Origin of the sequence: Jejubacter calystegiae (assembly GCF_005671395.1) — a bacterium.
Classification (GTDB): Bacteria; Pseudomonadota; Gammaproteobacteria; order Enterobacterales; family Enterobacteriaceae; genus Jejubacter; species Jejubacter calystegiae.
Map to the genome: position 1 here is coordinate 2,472,015 of NZ_CP040428.1, position 26,596 is coordinate 2,498,610.

The window sequence follows — 26,596 nt, forward strand, 5'->3', positions numbered from 1 at the left end:
AAGATGGCGATACTTCACCCCCAGGAGTGTTTTTTACTGGAGCAGTACAGCTCGGCGGAGCATATTGCCGCCACCCGGGATGCGATCATTGAATTTATCGACGCCCACGAGGCGGCCTATGCCCGCTACCAGCAGGAATTGCCGGTACGGGGTCGCAGTGAGCCGCTGTGGAAGCAGGCGGATGTGGTATGGGGAAATCGGGTATTACCGAATATCAGGACAGCCCGTGAGCAATATATTAATGCCTATATATACAGAACGCATAACGATCCGCAGGCTTTTCGGATTGGGCATACCATGAAGGATTTTCGCCGGGGCATCAGCGAGTTCTGGGATGGCTGGATGACCGATGAAGAGCAGATGCGCATCGCCAGGGCAGAAAGTAAGGCGAATAAGCTCGATAAGCGGCTTTCCCTGACCGTCAGCGATCTGTGGGTTGAAGGTGATTTAACCTATCTTGGGCAGAGCAGCTTATACAGCCTGGCGGATCTGCCAGGGCGTATTCCGCGCTATCAGCTGGACAACAGCGTCAGAATTGAGCCGGGCGAGGCTCCGGTCGTTACAGGGATTTATCTGCCGGACGTGGAGTTTGCCGCAGCTCAGTTTTTGTATCCCTGTGACTGGAATCCGGGAGATGTGCCTGTCCGGCAGGGGGTAAGGCGCAGTGACTGGGTGGATGAAGATACGGGAAAACGGGATTACAGCTGGGAGGAATCCCGCTGGGCGGAAACCGGCTGGACGCTGATCCGCCGGGTCGAGGGCGAATACCTCGATGTTCCTCCGGAAGGTTTTTTCCCCAACGGCACGCCGGAAGAGCTGTACAGCTGGCCGGAGCGCGAGGCGGGTTATCTCAGCCGGAAAGGTGAGCCGGTAAGCGCCTGGTCGGGAGAGCCAGCCCTTCACTCCGGCGACTGGTCGGCCTTTACCGGCAATGAGATGAAGCACGTCACGCTCAGTAAGGGGGCTGCGCTGCCTTACCTGCCGGGGGAGAATAACTCTCAGCAGCGGGCCTGCTGGACGCTGGTAAAACGCGAAGATGGCGGGCCGCTGACCAGGGAAAGCTAGAATGGCGATACTTCACCCCCAGGAGTGTTTTTTACTGGAGCAGTACAGCTCGGCGGAGCATATTGCCGCCACCCGGGATGCGATAATTGAGGTTATCGACGCCCATGAGACCGCCCTGGCCCGTTACCAGCAGGAGCTGCCGGTTCGGGGCCGCGGGGATCCGCTCTGGAAGCAGGCGGATGTAATATGGGGAAACCGGGTGCTACCCAATATCAGGCCAGCCCGCGAATTCTATATCAGAGCCCATATCCTGCGGACGCACAATGACCCGCTGGCGTTTAATATTGGCTCTATGATGAGCTATTACAATAAGGGAATCAGCGAATTCTGGGATGGCTGGATGACCGATGAAGAGCAGATGCGCATCGCCAGGGCAGAAAGTAAGGCGAATAAGCTTGATAAGCGGCTTTCCTTAACTGTCAGCGGACTGTGGGTTGAAGGTGATTTAACCTATCTTGGGCTGAACAGCTTATACAGTCTGGCTGATTTGCCGGGGCGTATTCCGCGCTATCAGCTGGACAGCAGCGTCAGGATTGAGCCGGGAGAGCAGCCGATAATCACCGGGATCTATCTGCCGGACGTGGAGTTTGCCGCGGCTCAGTTACTTTATCCCAGCGAGCAAATTAAAAGAAAACGTAATGTTCGTCAGGGGGTAAGACGCAGTGAATGGGTGGATGAAGATACGGGAAAACGGGATTACAGCTGGGCGGAATCCCGCTGGGCGGAAACCGGCTGGACGCTAATCCGTCGGGTCGAAGGCGAATATATCGATGTCCCACCGGAAGGTTTTTTCCCCAACGGCACGCCGGAAGAGCTGTACAGCTGGCCGGAGCGCGAGGCGGGTTATCTCAGCCGGAAAGGTGAGCCGGTAAGCGCCTGGTCGGGAGAGCCAGCCCTTCACTCCGGCGACTGGTCGGCCTTTACCGGCAATGAGATGAAGCACGTCACGCTCAGTAAGGGGGCTGCGCTGCCTTATCTGCCGGGGGAGAATAACTCTCAGCAGCGGGCCTGCTGGACGCTGGTAAAACGGGAAGATGGCGGGCCGCTGACCCTGTAATCGTAAAAAACACGACATATCACATTAGTCAGAGCGTTATTCAAAGCACGCCGTGATAGTTCAGGGAATGTTTTAAATAACGGCATAATCCGCAGATCTCTGTTGTCATTCAGGATAATTGAGAAGGGAATTTCATAATGGCCAACCCACTAAATCTGATATTCAGTCACAGCCACCACCTGCTTGAGGTGAAGGAGTGCAGCGCTGCGCTGGACGTGCTGGCTTTTGAAGGACAGGAGGCGCTGAGCCGCCCCTTCAGCTACCGTATTGAGTTTACCAGCGACGACCATGCCATTCCCCGGGAAGCGATGCTGATGAAGCCGGCCTCGCTGACGCTGCGGGCGCCGGTCAATCAGGGCATGGGCATTAACATCCAGCAGACCGTGCGGGTGATTCAGGGCGTGGTGGCAGGGTTTGAGCGGCTGTCTACCTCAAAAGACGAAACCCGCTATGCCCTGACCCTGGAGCCGCGTCTGGCGCTGCTGAGTCGGTCACATCAGAATGCCATCTACCAGGATATGTCGGTGCCGCAGATTGTGGAGAAGATCCTGCGTGAGCGCCACGGCATGCGCGGCCAGGATTTCCTGTTCTCACTGACAAACGAGTACCCCCGCCGCGAGCAGGTGATGCAGTACGGCGAGGACGATCTGCGCTTCATTACCCGGCTGCTGGGTGAGGTGGGGATCTGGTTCCGGTTCACCACCGACACCCGCCTCAACATCGACGTGGTGGAATTCTGCGACAGTCAGCAGGGTTATGAAGCGGGCCCCCTGCTGCCGTCGCTGCCGCCTTCCGGGCAGCTGGATAACGGCGTGGAGTCGGTCTGGGATATGGAGAGCCGCTACCAGGTGGTGGAAAAGCAGGTCAGTATTCGCGACTACAACTACCGCCAGGCGCTGGAAGAGATGGATCAGCAGGCGGACATTACCCGGGGTGACGAAACCACTTACGGGGAGGCCTACCACTACGCGGACAATTACCTGACGCCCGGCAACCGCTACGACCGGCAGCCACAGTCGGAATCCGGCGCCTTCTACGCTCGCCTGCGCCATGAACGTTACCTGAACCGCCAGACGGTGCTTTCCGGGGTGACCAGCAGTGCTTCCCTGGCGCCGGGCCAGGTGCTGAAGGTGAGCGGCGGTCCGGAGGTCACGGAGATTTTCCGTCAGGGCGTGGCGATCACAAAGCTGGTCTGCCATGCCCGGCGCGATAAAAGCTTTGAGATCGGGTTCGAAGGGATCCCGGACAACGCGGATTACGGCTACCGCCCGGCGCCCCCGGCCCGCCCCACCATGGCCGGCACCCTGCCGGCGCGGGTGACCAGCACCACCGAAAACGACAGCTACGGCCATATCGACCGCGACGGCCGCTACCGGGTCAACATGCTGTTCGACCGGGATAACTGGGAAACCGGGTTCGAGAGCCTGTGGGTGCGCCAGTCGCGCCCCTACGCGGGGGACACCTACGGCCTGCACCTGCCGCTGCTGGCGGGCACCGAAGTGGCCATCGGCTTTGAAGACGGCAACCCGGACCGGCCTTATATCGCCGGTGTACTGCACGATTCGGCCCACCCGGACCACGTCACCATCCAGAACTACAAGCGCAACGTGCTGCGCACCCCTGCCAACAACAAAATCCGCCTGGATGACAGCCGCGGCCAGGAGCATATCAAGGTCTCCACCGAGTACGGCGGCAAGAGTCAGCTAAATCTCGGCCACCTGGTGGACAGCGAAAAACAGAAGCGGGGCGAAGGCTTTGAGCTGCGCACCGACAGCTGGGGCGCGATACGGGCGCAGAAAGGGCTGTTTATTACGGCGGACGGCCAGGCGAAGGCGCAGGGTGATGTGCTGGAGATGCAGGCGGCTATCAGCAATCTGGGCAATGCCCGGGAGCAGATGAACGATATCTCCGGGGATGCGCAGACGGCGACGGCGAACCCGGCCGATGTGCAGGCGCAGATAGCGCTGCTGGAGCAGAAACTGTCTGACCTGAAAAAATCGGTGGTGCTGATGAGCGCGCCGGACGGCATGGCGCTGACCAGCGGAGAGCATCTGCAGGTGTCGGCAGGCCGTAACCTGATAGCCACCGCTGGCAGGAATGCGGACGTCAGCGTGGTGAAAAATCTGTTTATCGGGGTGGGCAACGCCCTGAGCCTGTTTGTGCGCAAACTGGGGATCAAACTGATAGCCAACCAGGGGCCGGTGAATGTGCAGGCGCAGAATGACCTGATGGCGCTGCTGGCGCGTAAGGAAATCAGTATTGTCAGCACCGAGGATGAGATAAGAATCATTGCGAAGAAGAAAATCACGCTGAATGGGGGGGGAAGCTATATCACACTGGATGCAAACGCTATTGAGCAGGCGACCCTGGGGGATTACCGGACCCGGGCGGGGCACTATGACAGGCAACTGCAGGCCAGCAAGCCTGAAGACTTCCCGAATGTGGCTCCTGAAACCACAGAGCCTTCCAGTAAATTCAGCTTTTCCTGACAAGGAGTCAAAACATGATTATCAGTCCTCCGTTTCTGAGAGACAAAGATGCTACCCAGTCTGACGCAGGCTGGGTTGAAGCGATGATGCCTGTCAATGCTCGCCGGGGATATCCCCTCAATGCATCAGAGTCCTGGCATGGGGGGATCCATATATTGCATACGGATGCAGGCACAACGCCGGAGAAAGTGAGGGCAATCGCTGACGGGACGATCGTATCGTTCCGCAAGCCCTCCCCACCAGAGAAAAGAGACCAGTTTCCACTGAAGTATGCCCCTGTCAGGGGAACGGATGATGGCTATGTTTTATTGAAGCATGAGACGGAAATTGGTTCCGGAGAGGACAGTAAGGTCGTTTTTTACTCTCTGTATATGCATCTGAAGTTTCTGGAAGCAGAGATAAAAGCTGACGCCAAAATTTACCGGAAAGACCCGCTTGGCTCTTCCGGAATGACTGACGGCGGGAATGAATTTCACTTCCAGGTTTTCTGCGATGATAACAACATCAGTAAACTGACAGGGCGAAAAACGAAGGAGCTGGATATTTCGAAAGATGGTCGCACTGATGCGGTTTACGGTGATATCCATTTTTATCTGCCAGCAGGAACAACGTTTTACGATAAAGCACCCGCAAAAAACAGTACTTCCCTGACCGGGCTTTCTGAGCTGTATACCAGCAGTACGCCTCTGTATGTCAGCATGACCCTGGCACAAGGCAACTGTACGATGGTGACCCGGCAAAAAAATACGCAAATTGACGGGAAGTATGATCTGCTGGGCGAGCCGCTGGTTAACGTTGATGGTAAAGATTACGAATACAATCTTTATAAAACCGCGATGCGGAATTATAAGGAAAGCCCCAGTGCTGGATTTGAGTTGCTTCGTTTTGGGCGGGTAATCAATACCGGGCATGAAACGCTGGTGCCGGCAGATGCGCCATTATGGATGACGGTCAGTTACCCGGGTGGAAAAGGGGTGGTCAATCTTGCTGATTCCAGTATTAAAAAGTTTAGTGACGCTGACTTTCCGCACTGGACGGGATGGCTTCTGGTTGATGATGACAATGATACTCACAGCCAGTGTAATTCGGCGATCATCAGAAAGTTGCAGGAAGAAGGCAGTTTTGAGGCTCAAAGCAACAGGCTTATCTGCTGTTTACCATTCGAGTGGGAAAAAAGCACAATAGATGCCAGGTATAAATGGCTGGTGACTGGTCTGCCCTGGGAGCAGTGTACGCCGGAAAAAACGGCCATATGGCAGGTTCCCGGGTCGCAGGAATCCAAAGAACGAACGCTAATGAGTGAGGAAGACTATGACAAATTTAAGCAACACGCAGAAGCGCTGTGTTTTGATTCAGGAGCGCTGGGAAAAGGAAGGCTGTGGCATTTTAATCCGGCGGAGTTTATCCGGCATTTCAGGAAATGTGGGTGGCTAAGTGAACAAGACTTTATTAGAACGATCAGAAAAACTGTAAAGAATGAATCTACATTAAGGGAAGAAGGGCGGTTGACGGAAAAAATAGTTATTAAATACTTAAATCAAGAGAAAGAAAAATCGTCAGGAGCAATAATTCGACCATCGGAAATGAGAAAACACCTTGCATTGATAATGAGGCGTTGCGGGGTAAATAGCACAATGAGACTTACTCATTTCTTATCGCAAATCTATTGCGAAACGGGCCGTGTGAGAGAATGTGAAGAGAAAGGAAAAAATTCGTACTTTGATAAATACGAACCTGAGTTCGATTTAAAGCATAAAAACAAAAATGAACTTGCGAGGAAACTTGGTAACAATCAAGTTGGAGACGGTATTAAATTTAAAGGTCGTGGGATTATACAGCTTACAGGCAGAACTAACTATACGTTGTATGGTGAGTATAAGGGCGATAGTACGAAGTTCATAAGCGCAGAGGGTGCGGAAAATTTAATCACCTCATCTTACTATTGCTGTGATGTAGGCGGGTTCTATTGGATCCAGAAACAAAGAATGAAAATGAAAAATAATAAATTAGTTAACTGGGGGGCATTGAGTATAAATTATTGGGCAGATCAGGGGGTTACCTATGGGGAAGTCAAGGCGGTAACTAAGTGCGTTAATGGTGGGAGTAATGGATTGGATAGTATTCGATGGCCTTGTTTTGAACACGCATTTTACGCTTTAAATGATAGTGTTTCCCCAAATAAAAACGTTAAATTTTTAAGCTGAGAATATAAACGTGAAAATTAAATTTTTGGTTTCCATTTTTGCAATGGGGGCTGCTATTAGTGTCTATGCAAAAAATATTGATTTTTGTAAGACCATAGAGTTCGATACTGGAGAGTTTAATTATCAGGTTATTGAAAAGGCATCTTCTAATTCCGAATGCCGTGATAAACCAGTTCCAATTCAGTACAAAGGAATAAATGATACATTCAACCTTACTTCAGAGGCAAGCCCAACTGGTGGAGCAAGCTATCTGACATGGGATGAATCAAGAAAGGCATATGGATATGATAAAAATGAATTAAAAAGTACAATACATGATATTGTGAGTCAGAGTAAGGAAAATAAATACATTGAAGCGTTAAATCCAGTCGTGAAAATAAAGTTCATCCCGAAAGGTAATGGTGGTGTTGTTGTTTCTGATATTGTCTTTGAGGATAAAGATAGCAAGCCAATAAGCGTCGTTAGAGATATATACTTTTACTCGCAAGATAATTATGCGGCGGTATATGGCTCCAGTCCAATAAAGTGCTCGCAGGAAGACAGGATTTTATTTATCGAAAAGGTTGAATTGCTTTTTGAATCAATGAATGTAAATTGGTGATTATGTGAAGAGATTTAGAAAAGTGATTGGTAAATTTGATTTCTAGTTTCACACTGAATGCCAGTGTCATCGAACACGTCAATTCATTTTTAGCGGACAGGGAGTTTGTTTATGATCATCAGTCCTCCGTTTCTGAGAGACAAAGATGCTACCCAGTCTGACGCAGGCTGGGTTGAAGCGATGATGCCTGTCAATGCTCGCCGGGGATATCCCCTCAATGCATCAGAGTCCTGGCATGGGGGGATCCATATATTGCATACGGATGCAGGCACAACGCCGGAGAAAGTGAGGGCAATCGCTGACGGGACGATCGTATCGTTTCGCAAGCCCTCCCCACCAGAGAAAAGAGACCAGTTTCCACTGAAGTATGCCCCTGTCAGGGGAACGGATGATGGCTATGTTTTATTGAAGCATGAGACGGAAATTGGTTCCGGAGAGGACAGTAAGGTCGTTTTTTACTCTCTGTATATGCATCTGAAGTTTCTGGAAGCAGAGATAAAAGCTGACGCCAAAATTTACCGGAAAGACCCGCTTGGCTCTTCCGGAATGACTGACGGCGGGAATGAATTTCACTTCCAGGTTTTCTGCGATGATAACAACATCAGTAAACTGACAGGGCGAAAAACGAAGGAGCTGGATATTTCGAAAGATGGTCGCACTGATGCGGTTTACGGTGATATCCATTTTTATCTGCCAGCAGGAACAACGTTTTACGATAAAGCACCCGCAAAAAACAGTACTTCCCTGACCGGGCTTTCTGAGCTGTATACCAGCAGTACGCCTCTGTATGTCAGCATGACCCTGGCACAAGGCAACTGTACGATGGTGACCCGGCAAAAAAATACGCAAATTGACGGGAAGTATGATCTGCTGGGCGAGCCGCTGGTTAACGTTGATGGTAAAGATTACGAATACAATCTTTATAAAACCGCGATGCGGAATTATAAGGAAAGCCCCAGTGCTGGATTTGAGTTGCTTCGTTTTGGGCGGGTAATCAATACCGGGCATGAAACGCTGGTGCCGGCAGATGCGCCATTATGGATGACGGTCAGTTACCCGGGTGGAAAAGGGGTGGTCAATCTTGCTGATTCCAGTATTAAAAAGTTTAGTGACGCTGACTTTCCGCACTGGACGGGATGGCTTCTGGTTGATGATGACAATGATACTCACAGCCAGTGTAATTCGGCGATCATCAGAAAGTTGCAGGAAGAAGGCAGTTTTGAGGCTCAAAGCAACAGGCTTATCTGCTGTTTACCATTCGAGTGGGAAAAAAGCACAATAGATGCCAGGTATAAATGGCTGGTGACTGGTCTGCCCTGGGAGCAGTGTACGCCGGAAAAAACGGCCATATGGCAGGTTCCCGGGTCGCAGGAATCCAAAGAACGAACGCTAATGAGTGAGGAAGACTATGACAAATTTAAGCAACACGCAGAAGCGCTGTGTTTTGATTCAGGAGCGCTGGGAAAAGGAAGGCTGTGGCATTTTAATCCGGTTGAATTTGTCGAGCACTTTAGAAAATGTATATGGTTAGATAAGACAGATTTAAGTAGAGTTTATGCCACAACATCTGAAACCATTAGAGAGAAATATCGTACTTCTTTGAATTCTATATTAGTTAAATATGGTATGAATAAACCAGTGCGATCGGCTCATTTTCTGGGGCAGGGTGCAATTGAATCACAGAATTTGAACCTTATGGTTGAGGGAACAGTTTCATTTAGTCGTCATCCTGAACATCCTTCATTTGCAGATGAGTCCAGTGGTTATTATGCAGATCCAAAAGATACGTATGGCTATTTTTTCAATTATGAGCGTGATGGTAATGATCTGGGTAATGTGACTAAAAGTGACTTACGAGATTCAAGAAATCGTCACTTGACCGTCGTTATTGGTAGAGATTCAAGAAGCAGGCCGGTGTTAACCTCTCCTCAAAAAGCAAGTATTGATTCAAACTTATCACGTGTTGGCGATGGGATGAAGTTTCGCGGGCGAGGTTTTAAACAGCTAACCGGCCTGGCTAATTATACAGATTATTGGGTCTATAGAGGATGGTTGCTTCGTACGGATTATGATAATAATTGGTGGCGAAATCCTACCCGGCTGAGAGTTCCTGTAATTGATAACCCTCAGGAAATATCGACAATACCTTATAATTGTATTGATTCTGGGGGGTTGTTCGTAGCAAAGAAAGGCGTTCTACGAAAAGCAGATGTGGGGATTGGTCGTGATAGTTCAAGAGCTGTTAGTAGGATAATCAACAGATGGGATGAACCCTCGTTTGGGCGCCGATTTCAGTCAACGAAACATGCATACTCTATTCTGGGAGATGATTGAATGAGAACTATTCTACTGTTTTTTTTGTTGTTATTTTCTGGTTTAAGTTATAGTAGCGGAGCTTATAACCTTATTTCCTTTGATGAAGTTATTTTCAATATCCCGGCTGATTGGACTGTCAGTAAAAAAAATGGCTGTCTTTTTGTTATGAAGCAGCGCGTAAATGAATCTGATTACCTTAAGGTATGTAAAGACACTTCATCAGATGAAAGTGATTATTTTACAGTGAATGATGACGGGGAATGGGAGGCAGTTACTGATGGTGTTCCTGTTGTTGCAGATGTAAATATTACATCTGAATTTACTGCTATGAGTGCAATAGTTTCATGTAAGTACAAAGATGATGCTGGATATCATACTGATCAGTGTTTTCAGGCAGAGGTGAACTTACCGAAGAAAATATCTTATTTTTTCATTGGTAGAGGTGACTCATCTCTGTTTAATGATTACAAAAAAGTCTATCTTTCTCTCAAAATCAAATGATAGAAGGCATAAATGCCAACAACTGTTCGACGGTAATGCCTCGCTTGAACAATTAGGCGGTAAGTTATCCCTGGTCATTAAACCGAAAAGAATCACTCACGGGTATGACGTTAAAATAAGTAAACGAATGGCGTATTGATTTCAGACCTATAGAGAAAAAATTAAGAAGTTGTTATGTTAATTCGTGTTATTATTACTTTGTTGTTTTTTATTTCACACTCTGTGTTTGCTGGTGAATACGGCTTTTACTTTTGTGCAAAAGCAACATACTCTGTTAATCCGAACGATGGCGGAGAGTTATTTCAATGGTATCCAAGATATGACCCTGATATAGTGGCAGAAGATAAGTACACTTCTTGTGATTCTGGCGGTTTTTACTGGGTTTCGAAAGTGCACAGGCGTAAAATTTCCATAAATAGAATAGCGGATGGTGATTTTACAGCAGATAATGTAGGATTGGTCAATCGATTGGTTAATGGAGGAACTAATGGGTATTATGAAAGGCAAGCGTATTCAAAATTCATTGAGCTATATCTGCTGGATGGTTTAAATGTTAGCGCATCTGTTAGAGTAAGTCCTACCAGAAAATCTCGTGTTATTGTTGATCTGACAAAGTCCTAGAGGTTTTTATGAGATCGTTGTTCTTTTTTTTGTTTTTTTTTACTACGTTAGTTTTTGCTTGTGATGATTTAGATTTTACTGTCGATGCATCTAAAAATATCTCTGCCCGGATTCATTTGAAGGATAATGATTCTTTGCAAGTTTCTGTTTTTAATAATGATACGTTGCTTAATGTTAAAGAGGTTGATGTTTACTCAGAGAAAAAAATCATGTCGTACTTGAAGACTATAATCTTGACGGGAAAAAGGATTTTAGTGTGTGGCATCTTGATGAAGGAATGGGAAGTTATAAAATATTCAGGGTGTTTTTATTTTCTTCAAAAATCAATGGGTTTTACGAGATAAAATCAACATGTGGAGATGATTTTGTGAATGTTCAGGTTGATGGCTCTAACCTTATTAATACATTTTTTGATGACAACACTCCCAAAACATGTCTTATGCCTCGTCGAATACTAAAGTAAATTACCCTGGGTAGTTGCTCGAAATAGTGTCTGATTTCGTTCAGTCCTTGCAGGGGAAATATTATGACCAGTATGTCAACGAATTTGTTGTTTTTTAGTTTCGTTTTCTCTGTTTGCGCATGTTCAACCATTGGTGCTATTTCTTTAAAAGGGAATGATGGTATAGATCTCTCTGATGAGAAAGGGATTGAGCATGTTAACTTCGACTTTGTCATTAACGGATATAAAGTTAATTGTCGGGGGGATAAGTTCATTGTATGGGGTAAACCGAAAGAATTTAATGAAGGGAATCCCCAGGATACGAAGGTTGCTTTAGTCGATATTAATGATGGTTATAAGATTTATGAGAAAGGGTTGAGTTCTGGAGTTTTTGATGCTGATTATCTGAATAATGGTCTGGGGATTTACATTGGTAGCGGTGGTGGTTTTATTATGGATGTTGTCAATGGAGATTTGGAAAGTATCGGTGGGGAATTTGATGCAAGTAATGATGATAACTTTGAATCTTGCGATAAAAATAGCTCATGGGAATTTAATCGATATCCATAAAATTTAATTGCAGTCATTACTCCCTGAATGGGTAAACACATGGTGTATTCACTTAAAAATCTCCCTCCTGTTCATCCCCGGCCTTTACCCCTCAAAGCATCGCGCTGGTTTGTTGCGCTGGCGCTGATGCTGGCTGTCAGCGTGATCCTGATGCGGGTGTTTGGCCGCTACGTTGAAGGGAATCATTTCTGGTATATCGCGCTGGGCGCCCCGGCCATTATCTGGGGAATCGCTGCCGGCGGGCGTCTGCTTGTCTGGATGCTCCGGGATATCGCGGCGAATGGTTTTGACCGGCGGCGCGAGGCGTGGATTTTACATGAAACCCGCAGGGCGCGGCGCGCCATGCAGGTACTGGGCGTGTCGTTCGTCACCGGGCACCCTGAAAACACCCGTGAGGAGATTGTGGCCGCGATGCTTGCCCATCAGACCATCATGGCTGCACAGACCGACTGGCAGGGCAATAAAGGGCAGCGTCTGAGCCGTATTGAGGCGGAGCCGGATGAAAAGCCGGATGCCACTGTCCAGCGTGTGCTGACGCAGCTGATCGAGGATTTATCCCTGGCGGATCTCCCTGATACCACATCCCTGGTGGTGGCCCTTGACGCTTCCACTTCCTGCGAGCCGGACGTGGTTAATCAGGCCTGGGAAAATGCCCGCCAGGCCTGTGAGCTGGCATGTGCGGTGGAATTTATCCCCTGTCGCGGCCCCGCGTTTCTGGACGCATGGCTGGATCACCGTATCCGGGAAGAGTCTCTGTTACTGATTATCGGGCTACAGGTGGCACCAGAACAGACGGATCACAGCGCAGAGGCCGCGGTGGCGTTACTGCTGGGCAATCGCCTGACACAGAAAACGCTGCCTGCCATCGCGTTACTTCATCGCCCCGATCCGGCGTTACCCGGCCAGCTTGAGGCCGGTATGCGGATGGCTGCCTACAACGTCCCGGTCGATGGCGACAGCGTCACGCACCTCTGGCTGGCAGGCCTGAACCAGAAGCAGCAGGCGGAGGTGGCGTCTCATCAGGGCGCGTATCCGACGCAGGCGGTTGGAGATGAACAGATTATTACGCCCGACAGCACCGTAGGGCAGGCTGGCGCGGCGGCTCCCTGGCTGGCTATGGCCGCTGCCGTACAGGCAGCTCAGGATATTCAACGGCCGCAGATGATTATCTGTGGCGATATTCACCGGGATGAGTTGTGGAGCACGCTTGTTACCCCGGAAGCGTACCGAAAGGAGAAGGATTCGTGAGGCTTACAGCGCTTTTTCCCCGGACAACGGAAGGTCGTTACCTTGCTGTTACCGTTGCTTTTCTGGCGTTGCTATGCGCCATGACCCTTGTGATATGGCGGCGGCCTGATATGGCCGGTCTGACTGAAGGCAGTTCGCGGCAGATCTACTGGCTGATTGCGGGCTGCTGTGTCACCGCCTGTACCTTTATAGCCGCGATTTTTTTGCTGCTGGCTGTGCGTGGCGCCGGCCGCAAGCATTTTGACGCCATGGTGGATAGCGTCAGAGGGGATGATGAGCCTCCCCGGAAAAAGGACGCCGAAAAACAGCCGTCTGCCGCACTCTCGCTGAGTGGCGGGATAGGAAAACACCTCCGCTCACGCTACACCCTCTTCTGGCGCCGCAAAGTCCGCCTGCTGTTGGTCACCGGCGATGACGCGGCGATTGAACAACTGGTGCCCGGACTACAGCAAAATCAGTGGCTCGAAGGCCACCGCACGGTACTGATTTACGGCGGCCCCCTCTCAGCCGAACCTGACGCTGAGAAATACACCGCCCTGCGCAGGCTGCGCCGCACCCGCCCGCTGGATGGCATTATCCGGGTGCTGGATGCGCAGCAGAGCCTGACGCCGCAACTGAGCGACAGCGACCTGCGCAGCCTGGAAAAAATTGGCGATCTGTTGCGCTACCAACCGCCGGTCTGGCTGTGGCAACTGGGTGAAAGTGACTGGTCGCAGGAAGGGCGTGCATCTCAGGCCGTGGGAATTACGCTTGCGGCGCGGGCGGTGGCGGATGATGTGGCCACGGCCCTCGATGGACTGCGACCGCAGCTGCGCGAGCAGGGGCTGGCCCAGGTGGCGGAAAACCGCGCCTTTGATTTCCTGCTGCGTCTGGCGCAGCAGCTGGAGCAGGGCGGTAGCGAGCGCTGGAAAAAGGCGCTGACGCCCTGGCTGCATGGCGCGCAGCAGCGCGTTGTGCTGCGCGGCCTGATGTTCAGCCTGCCGGAAAACAACAGCGGTGAAGAGACAAAGGAAAACGCCTTTCCGGCGTTGCATCAGCATGCCCTGACGCTCTCAGACGCCTGGCAGGGTGTTCTGAACGATCTTCCCCGCGCCCGCGGTCGCCGGGTCGGCATGCCCTGGGAGCATACCCTGGCTGTGACCCTGATGGCGCTTATTGGTCTGTGGGGCGTGGGTATGCTGCTCTCTTTTGTGGCCAACCGTCAGCAGATTGTGACGGTGGCCGATAAAGCCCACGCGCTGGTCGCAGGACCGGCAGTATCGGATGCACAGCTGACCGCACTGCATGAGCTGCGTAACGACGCCGGTCGCCTTCAGCATCAGATCCGGGAAGGGGCGCCCTGGTATCTGCGCTTTGGCCTGAATCATAATCATCCGCTGCTCGCCGCCATGCTGCCCTGGTACGGGGTAGCGAATAACCGCCTGATCCGCGATCCGGCCAGTGAAGCCCTGGTCAGGCATCTGACGCAACTGGTGAACTCGGCGCCCAACAGCTCCGGGCGGGCAGCGCTGGCGAAGCCGGGATACGATCAACTGAAGGCCTGGCTGATGATGGCGCGTCCGGATAAAGCGGATGCCGCCTTCTATGCACAGACCCTGAAAACGACGCAGCCTGAGCGTCCGGGGATCTCCACCGGACTGTGGCAGAGCCTGGCGCCGGATCTGTGGGCCTTCTATATCGCTGAACTGCCCCATCAGCCGCAGTGGAAAATTAAACCGGATACGGCCCTGGTCAGCCAGAGCCGTCAGGTGTTGCTGCAGCAGATTGGGCGCCGCAATGCCGAAAGTACCCTGTATGAGAATATGCTGAAGTCGGTGCGCCGCAACTTTGCGGATGTCTCGCTTGAAGATATGACCAGCGGTACCGATGCCCGTCGCCTGTTTGAAAGCCAGGAGGTGGTGCCCGGCATGTTCACCCGCCAGGCATGGGAAGGGGGGATTCAGAAGGCTATCGAAAAAGCGGCCAGCGCCCGGCGCGATGAGATCGACTGGGTACTGAGCGACAGTCGGCAGAGCGTATCAGCTGATATCTCGCCGGAAGCCCTTAAGGCCCGTCTGACGCAGCGCTATTTCGCTGATTTTGCCGGCAGCTGGCTGGGTTTTCTGAACAGCCTGCACTGGGTGCCGGCGCAAAATATTGCTGACGTGACCGACCAGTTAACCCTGATGAGTGACGTACGCCAGTCGCCGCTGATCGCCCTGATGAATACCCTGGCGTGGCAGGGGCAAACCGGCCAGCAGGGTGCGGGTTTGTCTGACTCCATCATAAAATCGGCTAAAGAGCTTATTGGCACCCGGGATAAACCGGCCATCGACCAGCATGCTACGGGGCCTGTTGGTCCGCTGGATGGCACTTTCGGCCCGCTGTTGAGCCTGATGGGCAAAAATCCGGCCGGCAATGTGATGGCGGCCGACAGCAGTCTCAGCCTGCAGACGTATCTGACGCGGATTACCCGGGTTCGTCTGCGGTTGCAGCAGGTGGCTAACGCCTCCGATCCGCAGGAGATGATGCAGACCCTGGCGCAGACGGTGTTTCAGGGCAAAAGCGTCGACCTGACCGATACCCAACAGTATGGCAGTCTTATTGCCGCCAGCCTGGGCGAGGAGTGGAGCGGGTTCGGGCAGACGATGTTTGTTCAGCCCCTGAGCCAGGCCTGGGAAACCGTGCTGCAACCTTCAGCCGCCAGTCTGAACGATAAGTGGAGCAGGGCCGTCGTCAGTAACTGGAATACCGCCTTTAACGGCCGTTACCCGTTCGCGGCAAGTCACAGCGAAGCGTCGCTGGCGATGCTGGCGGAGTTCATCCGCAAGGATACCGGACGTATCGAACGTTTTCTGATCCTTGAACTGGGCGGGGTATTGCATAAAGAGGGCAGCCAGTGGGTGGTGGATAAAACCCACAGCCAGGGACTGACCTTTAATCCGGCCTTCCTCAAGGCCGTTAACCAACTGAGCCAGCTGTCAGATATTCTGTTTACCGACGGCAGTCAGGGCATCAGTTTTGAACTGCAGGCAAGGCCCACGCCTGACGTGGTGGAAACCAATCTCACTATTGATGGCCAGAAGCTGCGCTACTTTAACCAGATGGCGGAATGGCAGGCTCTTCGCTGGCCGGGTGAGACCTATAAACCCGGCACCATGCTGACCTGGAGCACCACCCGTGCCGGTACCCGGCTGTTTGGTGACTACAGCGGCACCTGGGGCTTTATCCGCTGGCTGGAGCAGGGGAAACGCCAGCGTCTGGACAACAGTCAGTGGATGATGAGTTTTACCACGCCGGATGGAAGGATGCTGCAGTGGGTGCTGCGTACTCAACTGGGCAACGGGCCGCTGGCGCTGTTACAGCTGCGCCATTTTACACTGCCGGCGCAGATTTTCAGCGTGGATGCCGGGGTTGCCGCTCAGGCCCTTGCCCGGGAAACGGACGATATTGATATGGATGGAGTGGAATAATGGCCGGGTTACAGAGCCTGATTGCCGCCTGTCAGGCTGATGAAGAGACGCTGTTACAGCTTGCGCAATCCGATGTAAACGCGTGGCAACGCTGGCTGATGCCGCTCGGCGACGCGGCGCCCGCCGGGGAAGATCCCGGCTACGATGACGATTTTCAACGTATCAGGGAAGAGGTTAATCAGCTCTCCGGCATTGATACCGGACTGATTTGTACGCTTGCTGAGAAGCTGCTGACGCAGACCAGTAAAGATATTCGGGTGGTCACCTTCTATATCTGGGCGCGTCTGCATCAGGACGGCGAAGAGGGGCTGGCTCAGGGGCTGACGCTGCTGGCAGGGATGATGCAGCGCTTTGGCGCTCAGCTACATCCACAGCGCGAACGCAGTCGCAAAAGTGCGCTGGAGTGGCTGGGCAGCAGTCGGGTACTCGACAGTCTCTCGCTGTACCCGGAAGTCGATCCGGCCATGATGCGCCGCATTACCGGGGCATTACTGCTGGCAGAACAGGCGCAGGCGTCATCGGATGAGGCAAATCGCCCCCAGCTTTCGGCGCTTTACCAGGCGCTGGAAACACGCCTGGCGCAGAGCGGTGGTACCGACAGTCTGGTGCCCCAGACCAGTCGCGAGGAGAAGGCGGGAACCCTTTCCGCCAGCGATAACGTCCCCGTTGCCAGTACGGTGAAATCGGGGCGCGATCTGCTCGATCAGTCCAGAATGCTGGCCAAATATCTGCGCGACCAGCCCGGAGGCTGGCTGGCCGGGCATCATCTGATAAAAAGCGTGCGCTGGGATACCTTAACGGAGCTCCCGCCGCTGGACGCCAGCGGGCGTACCCGCCTGGTTCCCCCCAAGCCCGACCACCGGGCCCATCTGAAACGCCTGTACCTTCAGCAAAGCTGGCTGGAGCTGCTGGAGCAGGCAGACAGCCTGTTCGCTCAGGGTGTTAACCATCTGTGGCTGGATGTGCAGTGGTACATCTGGCAGGCGCTGCAGAAAACCGATGGTGATGCGGTCAGGGCGGAAATTATCAGCCATGACCTGCGGGGGCTGCTGACGCGTCTGCCGGGGCTGGAGGCGCTGGCGTTTAATGACGGCACGCCCTTTGCCGATGAAGTGACGCTGGGCTGGATAAGCCAGCAGGTGCTGGACTCTCCTGGCGCCTGGCATGATGAACCGGTTAACGCGGTTTCGCCTGCGGACGACGATATTCTGAGTCTGGAGCCGGAAGTGCTGGCCCGGGCCGACAGCGATGGATTCGAAGCGGCGCTGGGCTGGCTGCAGGCCAGACCGGGCCTGGCTTCTCCCCGGGAGCGCTGGCTGCTGCGGCTGCTGATGGCCAGGGTGGCGGAGCAGTATGGGCGTAATGAGATGGCCTTACATCTGTTGGGCGAGCTGGACGGCAGCGCCCGTGATCTGACTCTCAGCCAGTGGTCACCGGAGATCATCTTCGAAGTCAAAGCCCGACGCCTGAAGCTGCTGCGCACCAGAGCGGCCCGCAGTGAGGCAGACAAAAACCGGCTACAGCCAGAAATGGAGCGGCTACTTTCCGGACTTATCGCCATCGACCCGGCCCGCGCCGCGGTGCTGTGCGGTTAACCTTTTCTGAATTCACTTTTACTCCAGGTACTTATGGATGACTTAACCCTGCGTTATTACGACGCTGAAATGCGCTACCTGCTTGAAGCCGGTGAAGAGTTCGCCCGGGCGCATCCTGAACGCGCCGCCATGTTGGGGCTGGACAGATCCGGAGCGCGCGACCCTTACGTTGAACGCCTGTTTGAAGGTTTTGCCTTTCTGATGGGGCGGCTGCGGGAAAAGCTGGACGATGACCTGCCTGAACTGACCGAAGGGCTGGTCAGTCTGCTGTGGCCGCATTACCTGCGTACCATTCCGTCGATGTCGGTGGTGGAGTTCACGCCGGACTGGCGCGAAATGAAAGAGAAGATGCGCATCGCCAAAGGCTTTGAGGTGCTGTCGCAGCCCATTGGCGAAAAGCAGACCCGCTGCCGCTACACCACCACCCGCGAGATGGCGCTCCAGCCGCTGTCGCTGGAGCAGGTGCGTTTAACCACCGATCCGGACGGTCGCTCCGTGGTGAAGCTGCGCTTCGCCTGCAGCGGGCTTGCCGACTGGAGTCGCATCGACTTAAGCCAGATTTCGCTCTATCTGAACGCCGATGCGCCGCTGGCCTGCGCCATGCATGAAGTCTTTACCATGAATGTCGCCCGTATGTGGTTGCGACTGCCGGGCGATGCCGACAGACGGCCACTGGAAGGCTACTTTACCGCGCAGGGGTTTGGTGACGACGACAGTCTGTGGCCGAAAGGCAGTAGCAGCTTCAGCGGCTATCAGCTGCTGCTTGAGTACTTCACCTTCCGCGAGAAGTTTATGTTCGTTGGCCTGAAAGGGCTGGATGGGGTGAACTTCCCGGAGCAACTGCCCTGGTTTGAGGTAGAGGTGGTGCTGGAAACGCGCTGGGAGCATGACTTCACCTTCAGTGAAAAGCATTTGCGCCTGAACTGCGTGCCGGTGATTAACCTGTTCCCGCTGGAATCCGATCCGCTGACGCTTAGCGCGCTGCAGACCGAATATCTTCTGCGTCCGATGCGCCTTCAGGACGGACATACCGAAATTTATTCGGTGGATTCGGTGCTCTCTTCCAGTGGCCAGACTTACGTGCCGTTTTCCAGCTTCCGCCATAAGGGCGGCATGCTGCGCCACGATGCGCCCGAATACTACTACCACACCCGGGTGCGGCGCGGGCCGTCCGGGCTGCATAACACCTGGCTGATTCTTGGCGGCGAAGCCTTTGATAACCATACCGTGCCGGATAATGAAAGCCTGTCGCTCACCCTGACCGGCACCAACGGCCAGCTACCGCGCCGGGCGCTGCAAAGCACCGTGCTGGATACGGTGATGAAAACAACCTCTGCCAGTATTCGGGTCCGTAACCTGTGCGCCCCCACGCTGCCCTGTTATCCGCCGGATCGGGACCGTTTCCACTGGCGGGTACTCAGCCATCTGGGCAGTAATTTCCTGTCGATGATGGATAACGCGGAAGTCCTGCGTGGCACCCTGGCGCTGTATGAATGGACCCACAGCGAGATGAACCGCCGTCGACTGGAGGCCATTATCGACGTTTGCCACAGTGAAACGGAACGTTTTGAACAGGGGCATCTGTTGCGTGGCGTACAGATTGAGGTCACGCTCGACAGCCACGGTTTCGCCGGGCATGGGGATATCTGCCTGTTTGGCGAAATGCTGAGCCGTTTCTTTGCCCTGTATACCGATATTTATCTGTTTAACCGCCTGATTATTATTCTGCAACCGACCGGAGAACGTCTGGAATGGGAAGAGAAGCACAACCGCCGCATTCCCGGCTGAATCCCCGGCTGGAAGCGGACCTGACGCGGATAAATTTTTACCGCTTCTGCCAGTTACTGGAAAAGAGCCAGCCGCAGTGCCCACCTCTGGGGACAACCAGCCGTCCGCAGGACGACCCGGTACGACTGGTTCCCCATCCGGGCATGGGCTTCCCGGCCAGCGAGTTGAAAGCCGTTGACTATGACGACGAGGATGAGACAGCTGCGCCACGGGTGCGTACCACCTTTATGGGGCTGTATGGCGTCGATTCGCCATTGCCGACCGCGTATCTGGATGATATTGCGCAGGGACGGGAAGGGCATGAGGCGCTGCAGGGGTTCCTCGATATCTTTAACCACCGCATCCTGACCCAGTTTTACCGGATCTGGCGTAAGTACTCCTACCCGGCCACTTTCGAGCCAGGGGGGCGGGACGCCATATCGCAGTCGCTGTTGGGGCTGGTGGGGCTGGGTATTCCGGGCACGGCCAACCATATCGCCACGCCGGTTTCGCGTTTTCTGGCGTTGCTGGGGGTACTGAGCCAGCCGGGAAAAACTCAGGAAGGGCTGCAGGCGCTGGTTCATCTGCTGGCGCCGCAAACCCGGGTGTGCGTCAGACCCTACTGTCTGCGTCCGGTCTCCGTTGGTCAGCCGCTGGGATTCCAGAGCGGAGACGATTTTTTACTGGACGGGAACGGGGTTCTGGGCGACGAGGTGATGGATACCAGCAGCCAGTTGCTCATTGATCTGACCACCGACTGCGATCGGGAAGCAGGAAGCTGGATGTCGGGTAGCCAGCTGTATCAGGACTTTATGGTGATGCTGCGGGTTTATCTGGGCTGGCGTTTTAAGGCCCGTATCAGGCTGACCGTCAGTACCCGTTTGCTGCCTGTGCCCGCGCTGGGTGAAGCCCCGTTCTGGCTGGGAATGAGCGGCGTACTGGGTGTGGAAGAGGGAAGCCCGCCTGATAATGACATCCCGCAAACCTTTACCACGGAACTGGGTTGCTACAGCGGCCTTCAGCCCGCAACCAGTACAAAAGGAGCACGACGTGTTACGTATCAGTTTGACTAAATTCGTATTGCCGCTGATGGCGCTGGGGCTGTCAGGTTGTGGTCTGACCCAGAGTGTGACTGATGGCGCAAAATCGGCCGTTAGCGCGGTTTTCTATAAACAAATCAAAGTACTGCACCTCGATTTTGTGGGGCGTGAGGCCCTGAATACCGATGCCCGGGAGAGCAATTCCAGCGCCCAGCCGCTGGTTCTCCGGGTTTATCAACTGCGGGATCGTGCCGACTTTGACAAATTGGTCTACCAGCAACTGCTGAAAGAGGACGAGACGTTACTGACCGGTGACCTGCTGGCCAGTCGCGATGTGATCCTGAAACCGGGCAACGCCGCCATTCTGGATATGCCTATGGATGAGAAGGCGGCGTATGTGGCCGTGGTGGGACTTTTTCGCCAGCCGGATATGGGCAGGGATAACTGGAAGCTGGTACTGGAGCGTAATGAGCTGGAGCCGGATAAAGCGCGGGTGCTGGAAGCCGGGAGCAATGGCCTGACGCTATTGCCGGAGAAAAAATAATGTCCCACGATCATAACGCCCCCTCCCTCTACGAAACCCTCTTCGGCAACTTTAGCGGCGGTCTGGATCTGCATCAGGTCAGCGAGGAAAACCAGGTGATCCTGTCGGTGCTGGACAATATGCAGCGCATCCTCAACTGTCGCGCCGGTACTCTGGCGCATCTGCCGGACTACGGCCTGCCGGATATGACCAAAATTTTACAGGGCATGCCCGGTACGGCGCATCAGCTGATGACCACGTTCTCTGACGTGCTGCTGAAATATGAGCCGCGCCTGAAACGCATTGAGGTGGTGATGCTGGAACAATCGATGCCCGGCGAGCTGCGTTACGCCATCGACGCCGAGCTGAAAGGCGTGGGTCTGGTGCGCTACGGCACTGAATTTATGCCGGAAGGGCGGGTGCTTATCCGCCATCTGAAGCAGCAGCAGTTTCTTGATAACCGCATGGTGTGAATCACCGTGTTCCCCTGATTCTCCAGTCTGATGGATAATACCCCGTGAATAATCGTAAGCCTCTGAAGACCGGCGGCGATCCGCGTCAGCTTCCGGATTATGGCGCGCTGCGTGATGAGATTGCCAAACTGAGTCACCCGGCTCGTCCGGATGTGGACTGGTCGTTTGCTGAAAAGTGCTGCCTGATACTGTTTGAACACAACGGCGTGGAGCTGCAGACCGCAGCGTGGTACACCCTGGCGCGTACCCATATCGTTGGGCTGCCGGGATTAAATGAAGGACTGGCGATACTGGAAGCGCTTATCGCCCGCCAGTGGTCGCTGGCGTGGCCGCGGGACCCCCACGCCCGGACCACCATTATCAGCGGTCTGTTTCAGCGACTTCAAAAGGTGATGCGGACGCTGGCGTTGGACAGCCGCGACGATCTACCTGAACTGTATCAGTGCGAGAAACTGCTGGCCGCGCTGCGTGAGGCGCTGGCCCGTCATCAGCTACAGCAGAGTAGTGCCAGTGAAGGCCTTCGCCATCAGGTGCAGCAGGCGATTTTCCGGCTGGAGAATCAGCCGCATCAGGAGCAAGACTGCCCGGATATCGTACTGCCGCCCCAGGCGCTGGTTGAGCCGTCTCCAGCCCAGCCAGTGCAGAATGATCGGATGGTCTGGGTGATTCCAGCAGAGCAGGCCCCGGTGGAAGCGCTGACGTCTAAGCATGGCACGCTGAAGCCATTTATCGTCGGTGTGGCCTGTGCGTTGTCGGTCGTCCTGGCGTCATTCTCCGGCTGGCATTACTGGCAGATGCCGGATAGCGCCAGCCGGCAACTGGCGGAGGGGCTGGTGTCATTGCCTGATCCGAAGTCGCCGCAGCAGCTTTCAATGCTGAAAGCGTCATCGTCGGTGATGGGGCAGGAACAGCGCTGGGTTGAAAAAACAGAGCAGCAACTGGCGTGGCTGGGAGCTCTGGCGCCGGACTGGTCATTACGGCAGGCGCAGGCGCTGGTTGTTCAGGCGGAATCCCTGTGGCCGGACAATCAGAAGGTGATGCAGATGAGCAATGCGTGGCGGCAGCAAACGGAAGCCGGTGCGCTGCCGGAAACGGCCCTGAATGGCTGGCATGAAGGTATGAGTAAACTACAGCGCCTGACCGACCGACTGAACGGGCTGGATGAGAAACGGGGCGGATATATGACCGTCAGCGAGTTGAAATCAGCCGTATTTTCGATAGTTCAGGATTTTAACCAGAATCCTCCGGCAGAGGAGATGCTGCGTCAGCTGAAGGACAGCCATGACAATAGCGCACTTTCCGCCGCCCGCCAGCGCCAGGCTGAATTACGGCTTCAGCAGCTTCAGGCCAGCTATTTTCTGCTGACGAAGGCAAAAGAGGAGGCGCCTTTGTCTACGCCATAATGGCCGAATAACACATTCATCATGGTGTTGCAGAAATAATAATATCCATGGGGGTATACCTTCTTATAGTGTGGTTAAAGTTTAATGATTGCGACACTTCTTTGTGATAAATAATAATTAAAGCCTGTTTGTTATGAAAAGAAAAAATGCTTCATCTGATGCCTGGCCTGTTAAACGCAGGATTACAGGAGTTGTTGCCATTTTAGTGATGGTTGTAATTGACGTTGGAAGTGTTTTTATGGCCTGTGATATTTTATCTGAATGGATGACCTGGCCACCTGTCATTACCTTTCAACATGGTATTGTTTTTGTTTTACTGATGCCTGTTTTTATATTGTTTTTTATTATAATGTTGGTGCCGCCCGTTTTTTTTAAAAAAGAAGCTTCCAGTAGACTTAACGAAGTGTGCATTAAAGGCATGTTTGCCATCATGGTGGGGTGGATCCCCGTTGAGATTTGTGTCTATTTAATCTACAGTCATGAAATGGAACGTCGTGGATATGTCCGCTGTTCTGGTATTCCGTCCGGGTATACACCCGGACGTGGTGGAGCTACCCGGTATGCTCTTGATTTAACTTTGTGTAGAAAGAAGTAATTAGTGATCGGCAGGATTGTATTGTGGGTTAAATACATCAGCTACAGTGTCTGTATTGTTATTTATGGCATAGTGACTCGTTGATTGCATATTTTTTTGCCATGCCGGGCATCCATCCAACAGGAATGCCTTTGCAGGCGACATATCCTTTTGCTGATATGCGATTTAAGTAAAATGCATTAAATATGATGGTGGTTGTTGTTATTAATATCGCTGCGACAAGCATTGTTACCCCCACCTTTTTTTGGAAATTATTAGAGGATTTTTTTCCTCTGAATACGGGATGGATGGATAAGGATGTAATTGGTAAAAATATAATAAAGCTTAATAAGCTGAAAATCGTAAAATAAGAGAAAGTGAGTGTTTTAGGGTAGGAGAAATAAACTGCGATGTCATTCAAGGAAAAGTATGTACAGATGCCGGGTATGAGCAGGGTGGACAGTAAAACGAACGCCGCTGATAATCTCTCGCGTAATGTTAATTTATTCATTAAAGGACCCCGGGAGTTATATCTTGTATTCTTTCACGAATGTATTTTCTTATCTCGCTTACTAAGACCTCTCTTCCTTTATCCAGCATTTTATCGGTAAACATTGCCCCCAAATCCAACAATCCACTTTCGATTTCGCGAGATTTTTCCACAAACTCCTGTTGTGAGTGTTCCAGATATATGACGAGTTTGTCAGTGATACCAAATTTTTCATCCAGAGACTGTAACGCCAGAGCAGCCCCAAAGCTAACAATGACTACCGCGCCTAAATTAATGGCAACAATTCCGGTAATAGCTGCCATCCCTATACCTATTCCCCAACTAATGGAGGCTACAATACCTATTTTAATAGCATCTGTCGCCAGCGAACCCAAAAACTTTGCCAGTGAGGTCTCATCGTTAAGTATGTAATCCACCGTCCGGTATGCAGCAGCTACATAGAACGTCAAACGGGCACCGCTGATAATGGCATTTTTTAAACCATATTTCCCGATACCCAAATCGACTATTTTGGGATTCTTTGCAGCAAACACAGGGGCGTTGAGTATCTTTCTGATCCCCGGATAGCCGCTAATCTTAATCAGCTCTGTGCCCTTGTGGTTGACGTAGGTTGTGGCTTTGATACCAAAACTTCCCAGCTGGCTGATAACCATGGATGTGGTGACTACATCCTTGATATTCACGCCGTAGTTAACCACGAACTGGCCAGCCTCCGTTTCAGTGATGCTGACCCAGCCTGATTTCCACATTCCCCATGAGGAGAGAACTTCAAACGCTTCAGGAAGCGTCAGCAGCATCACATCCTGATTATTTTGCCGCAGAAGAGCTCGGAGGGCTTCATCCGGAAAATCATGGGTATTACGTAACACAGGATAATCAGGAACAAATCCGGAGGGCGCTTTTTCCCCGGTCAGGTAAGCAGGCAGAAGGGCTGCCTGTTGTTTTTTTTCCGCGCTCTTTTCCCGTTGAACCGCCAGCCCTTTATTGCAGTTATAGTCATAGGTGTCGGTGAGCATTGACGGAATAAAACGGGCCCGGCAGGGACAGGAGCTGAAACTCTCTATAGAGCCAGCCCACTGCAGGGGGGCGCCGCCGACGGACCAGGTATCACCCATTCCGCCACATACCCGGAAGGTTCCCTTATACTTCCCGCATGACACTGGATCACCTTCCCGGACTCGCTGTCTGCCCATATAGGTATCATCAGGAGCCCCGCCGAGAATACGGCCACCGCAGGTTGTTTCATCTCTGTCGTAAAGAAAATATCCCTTTCCCATAATCCCTCAGTCATGGAGTGGCTATAAATCCATCATATCATACTGAACCCGTTGATAAAGAGCGGAATAGCAAGTCATCCCCAAAGTGCAGTGGTCAAGTAATATTGGTCACTACAGTGTCCGCTCTGGAGACTGACACCTCCGCTAAACCTCAGGTCTATATGCACATTAATCAGTTACTGAATCGCTATATGCTGATAAAACAGCAGGCAACTGCGCCGTAAAATAATTCATCCTGGTGCGGACTGATACAATCGGTACAGATATGCAGTGTCAGGATGTTGTCTGATGGCAAAATCCTGGCCTTTCTGGACGAAGCGAGCGCGCGGTCTGGATGATGGCGAACAAGTTGAACCTGGTCCGGGGGCGCGATCTGTGGGATTAAGCCGTGTGATGTTGATTTTTTCAGAACCTCCTGGCAGACGAATAACATCGATACACCCTTAGAGTGTCCGGTATTTCCGTGGCGATATAAAAAACACCCCTGATAATCCTCCTGAGCAGGAGCATGGCGTTATCAGGGGTGTTTTTTTATGGGCAGGAGCGTAATAACCAGCGATCGCCCTGCTCACTCTCTCAAATGGGTTTGCATCAGGAACTCCAGCAGCTCCGTCTTACGGGTGGGCGTCATGCAGCGGAACAGACGCGTGCTATAGCGAGCCGTGGCGGTGAAATAACGCTGGTAGAAGTGGCGTACGGTGCGGCCGTTCATACTGAGTCTCCCTGGTCGTTTTCTGTAGCCTCAGTATGGCGATAAAAGGGGAGTTTATATATTGATGACTTTAACCGATTGACTTCCTCTTTTATAAAATGCGAATAATCATATCTTATTGAAAATAATTAATTTTATATCGTCCCTATGCCAGC

At 52.7% G+C, this 26,596-nt stretch carries 21 protein-coding genes; 18 read left to right on the forward strand and 3 right to left on the reverse strand.

Annotated elements, in window-relative coordinates:
* The first annotated feature begins 3 nt into the window (after positions 1 to 3).
* From FEM41_RS11365 to FEM41_RS11455, 18 genes are all read left to right on the forward strand, one after another.
* Complete coding sequence (locus FEM41_RS11365; protein ID WP_138096083.1) at positions 4 to 1,065, forward strand: type VI secretion protein ImpA; 1,062 nt, start codon at positions 4 to 6, stop codon at positions 1,063 to 1,065.
* A gap of 1 nt (position 1,066) precedes the next feature.
* Positions 1,067 to 2,122 carry a type VI secretion protein ImpA gene (locus FEM41_RS11370; RefSeq protein WP_138096084.1) on the forward strand — a complete coding sequence of 352 codons (1,056 nt, stop codon included), beginning with the start codon at positions 1,067 to 1,069 and terminating at the stop codon, positions 2,120 to 2,122.
* A 137-nt stretch (positions 2,123 to 2,259) separates the two neighbouring features.
* Complete coding sequence (locus FEM41_RS11375) at positions 2,260 to 4,611, forward strand: type VI secretion system Vgr family protein (RefSeq protein ID WP_196240482.1); 2,352 nt, start codon at positions 2,260 to 2,262, stop codon at positions 4,609 to 4,611.
* A 14-nt stretch (positions 4,612 to 4,625) separates the two neighbouring features.
* On the forward strand, positions 4,626 to 6,815 hold the full coding sequence (locus FEM41_RS11380) for a hydroxyethylthiazole kinase (RefSeq protein ID WP_338324511.1): 2,190 nt from the start codon (positions 4,626 to 4,628) through the stop codon (positions 6,813 to 6,815).
* A 10-nt stretch (positions 6,816 to 6,825) separates the two neighbouring features.
* Positions 6,826 to 7,416 carry a hypothetical protein gene (locus FEM41_RS11385; protein WP_138096085.1) on the forward strand — a complete coding sequence of 197 codons (591 nt, stop codon included), beginning with the start codon at positions 6,826 to 6,828 and terminating at the stop codon, positions 7,414 to 7,416.
* 111 nt (positions 7,417 to 7,527) lie between these two features.
* Positions 7,528 to 9,750 carry a M23 family metallopeptidase gene (locus FEM41_RS11390; protein WP_138096086.1) on the forward strand — a complete coding sequence of 741 codons (2,223 nt, stop codon included), beginning with the start codon at positions 7,528 to 7,530 and terminating at the stop codon, positions 9,748 to 9,750.
* Positions 9,751 to 10,233: a hypothetical protein gene (locus FEM41_RS11395; RefSeq protein WP_241666594.1), complete on the forward strand. Its 483-nt coding sequence runs from the start codon at positions 9,751 to 9,753 to the stop codon at positions 10,231 to 10,233. It abuts the gene before it with no gap.
* A gap of 174 nt (positions 10,234 to 10,407) precedes the next feature.
* Entirely contained in the window at positions 10,408 to 10,854 is a 447-nt protein-coding gene (locus FEM41_RS11400) for a hypothetical protein (protein WP_138096087.1), read from the forward strand.
* A gap of 526 nt (positions 10,855 to 11,380) precedes the next feature.
* Positions 11,381 to 11,866, forward strand: coding sequence for a hypothetical protein (locus tag FEM41_RS11410; RefSeq protein WP_138096088.1), 486 nt, complete (start codon positions 11,381 to 11,383; stop codon positions 11,864 to 11,866).
* Positions 11,867 to 11,905: 39 nt separating this feature from the next.
* Positions 11,906 to 13,114: a hypothetical protein gene (locus FEM41_RS11415; protein WP_138096089.1), complete on the forward strand. Its 1,209-nt coding sequence runs from the start codon at positions 11,906 to 11,908 to the stop codon at positions 13,112 to 13,114.
* Between the two features lie 110 nt (positions 13,115 to 13,224).
* Complete coding sequence (locus FEM41_RS11420) at positions 13,225 to 16,566, forward strand: ImcF-related family protein (RefSeq protein ID WP_241666595.1); 3,342 nt, start codon at positions 13,225 to 13,227, stop codon at positions 16,564 to 16,566.
* Positions 16,566 to 18,161, forward strand: a complete 1,596-nt coding sequence (tssA, locus tag FEM41_RS11425) for a type VI secretion system protein TssA (protein WP_138096090.1) — start codon at positions 16,566 to 16,568, stop codon at positions 18,159 to 18,161. Before FEM41_RS11420 ends, tssA begins: the two co-directional genes overlap by 1 nt.
* Positions 18,162 to 18,194: 33 nt before the next feature.
* Positions 18,195 to 19,949, forward strand: coding sequence for a type VI secretion system baseplate subunit TssF (gene tssF / locus FEM41_RS11430; RefSeq protein ID WP_138096091.1), 1,755 nt, complete (start codon positions 18,195 to 18,197; stop codon positions 19,947 to 19,949).
* Positions 19,913 to 21,001, forward strand: a complete 1,089-nt coding sequence (gene tssG, locus FEM41_RS11435; RefSeq protein ID WP_138096092.1) for a type VI secretion system baseplate subunit TssG — start codon at positions 19,913 to 19,915, stop codon at positions 20,999 to 21,001. The genes tssF and tssG overlap by 37 nt, the downstream gene beginning before the upstream one ends.
* A complete protein-coding gene (gene tssJ / locus FEM41_RS11440) occupies positions 20,979 to 21,512 on the forward strand; it encodes a type VI secretion system lipoprotein TssJ (RefSeq protein ID WP_138096093.1) in 534 nt (177 codons plus the stop codon). Before tssG ends, tssJ begins: the two co-directional genes overlap by 23 nt.
* Positions 21,512 to 21,964: a type VI secretion system baseplate subunit TssE gene (gene tssE / locus FEM41_RS11445; RefSeq protein ID WP_138096094.1), complete on the forward strand. Its 453-nt coding sequence runs from the start codon at positions 21,512 to 21,514 to the stop codon at positions 21,962 to 21,964. The genes tssJ and tssE overlap by 1 nt, the downstream gene beginning before the upstream one ends.
* 44 nt (positions 21,965 to 22,008) lie before the next feature.
* A complete protein-coding gene (locus tag FEM41_RS11450) occupies positions 22,009 to 23,367 on the forward strand; it encodes a VasL domain-containing protein (RefSeq protein WP_138096095.1) in 1,359 nt (452 codons plus the stop codon).
* Between the two features lie 133 nt (positions 23,368 to 23,500).
* Positions 23,501 to 23,962 carry a hypothetical protein gene (locus tag FEM41_RS11455; RefSeq protein ID WP_138096096.1) on the forward strand — a complete coding sequence of 154 codons (462 nt, stop codon included), beginning with the start codon at positions 23,501 to 23,503 and terminating at the stop codon, positions 23,960 to 23,962.
* Between the two features lie 58 nt (positions 23,963 to 24,020).
* On the opposite strand, the gene FEM41_RS11460 is transcribed toward FEM41_RS11455, so the two are convergent.
* From FEM41_RS11460 to FEM41_RS24515, 3 genes are all read right to left on the reverse strand, one after another.
* Positions 24,021 to 24,452, reverse strand: a complete 432-nt coding sequence (locus tag FEM41_RS11460; protein ID WP_138096097.1) for a hypothetical protein — start codon at positions 24,450 to 24,452, stop codon at positions 24,021 to 24,023.
* A complete protein-coding gene (locus FEM41_RS11465; protein ID WP_138096098.1) occupies positions 24,452 to 25,729 on the reverse strand; it encodes a PAAR domain-containing protein in 1,278 nt (425 codons plus the stop codon). Before FEM41_RS11465 ends, FEM41_RS11460 begins: the two co-directional genes overlap by 1 nt.
* Before the next feature lie 568 nt (positions 25,730 to 26,297).
* Positions 26,298 to 26,441 carry a hypothetical protein gene (locus FEM41_RS24515; RefSeq protein ID WP_168198783.1) on the reverse strand — a complete coding sequence of 48 codons (144 nt, stop codon included), beginning with the start codon at positions 26,439 to 26,441 and terminating at the stop codon, positions 26,298 to 26,300.
* Positions 26,442 to 26,596: the final 155 nt, after the last annotated feature.

Bases quoted from the DNA above. Each gene is read 5' to 3' on its own strand.
- FEM41_RS11415 (WP_138096089.1), top strand. From the start codon at position 11,906: ATGGTGTATTCACTTAAAAATCTCCCTCCTGTTCATCCCCGGCCTTTA.
- FEM41_RS11375 (WP_196240482.1), top strand. From the start codon at position 2,260: ATGGCCAACCCACTAAATCTGATATTCAGTCACAGCCACCACCTGCTT.
- tssE (WP_138096094.1), top strand. From the start codon at position 21,512: ATGTCCCACGATCATAACGCCCCCTCCCTCTACGAAACCCTCTTCGGC.
- tssF (WP_138096091.1), top strand. From the start codon at position 18,195: ATGGATGACTTAACCCTGCGTTATTACGACGCTGAAATGCGCTACCTG.
- FEM41_RS11465 (WP_138096098.1), bottom strand. From the start codon at position 25,729: ATGGGAAAGGGATATTTTCTTTACGACAGAGATGAAACAACCTGCGGT.
- FEM41_RS11410 (WP_138096088.1), top strand. From the start codon at position 11,381: ATGACCAGTATGTCAACGAATTTGTTGTTTTTTAGTTTCGTTTTCTCT.
- tssG (WP_138096092.1), top strand. From the start codon at position 19,913: ATGGGAAGAGAAGCACAACCGCCGCATTCCCGGCTGAATCCCCGGCTG.
- FEM41_RS11460 (WP_138096097.1), bottom strand. From the start codon at position 24,452: ATGAATAAATTAACATTACGCGAGAGATTATCAGCGGCGTTCGTTTTA.
- FEM41_RS24515 (WP_168198783.1), bottom strand. From the start codon at position 26,441: ATGAACGGCCGCACCGTACGCCACTTCTACCAGCGTTATTTCACCGCC.
- FEM41_RS11455 (WP_138096096.1), top strand. From the start codon at position 23,501: ATGAAAAGAAAAAATGCTTCATCTGATGCCTGGCCTGTTAAACGCAGG.
- FEM41_RS11370 (WP_138096084.1), top strand. From the start codon at position 1,067: ATGGCGATACTTCACCCCCAGGAGTGTTTTTTACTGGAGCAGTACAGC.
- FEM41_RS11420 (WP_241666595.1), top strand. From the start codon at position 13,225: ATGGCCGGTCTGACTGAAGGCAGTTCGCGGCAGATCTACTGGCTGATT.
- FEM41_RS11365 (WP_138096083.1), top strand. From the start codon at position 4: ATGGCGATACTTCACCCCCAGGAGTGTTTTTTACTGGAGCAGTACAGC.
- tssA (WP_138096090.1), top strand. From the start codon at position 16,566: ATGGCCGGGTTACAGAGCCTGATTGCCGCCTGTCAGGCTGATGAAGAG.
- FEM41_RS11380 (WP_338324511.1), top strand. From the start codon at position 4,626: ATGATTATCAGTCCTCCGTTTCTGAGAGACAAAGATGCTACCCAGTCT.
- FEM41_RS11400 (WP_138096087.1), top strand. From the start codon at position 10,408: ATGTTAATTCGTGTTATTATTACTTTGTTGTTTTTTATTTCACACTCT.
- FEM41_RS11395 (WP_241666594.1), top strand. From the start codon at position 9,751: ATGAGAACTATTCTACTGTTTTTTTTGTTGTTATTTTCTGGTTTAAGT.
- FEM41_RS11390 (WP_138096086.1), top strand. From the start codon at position 7,528: ATGATCATCAGTCCTCCGTTTCTGAGAGACAAAGATGCTACCCAGTCT.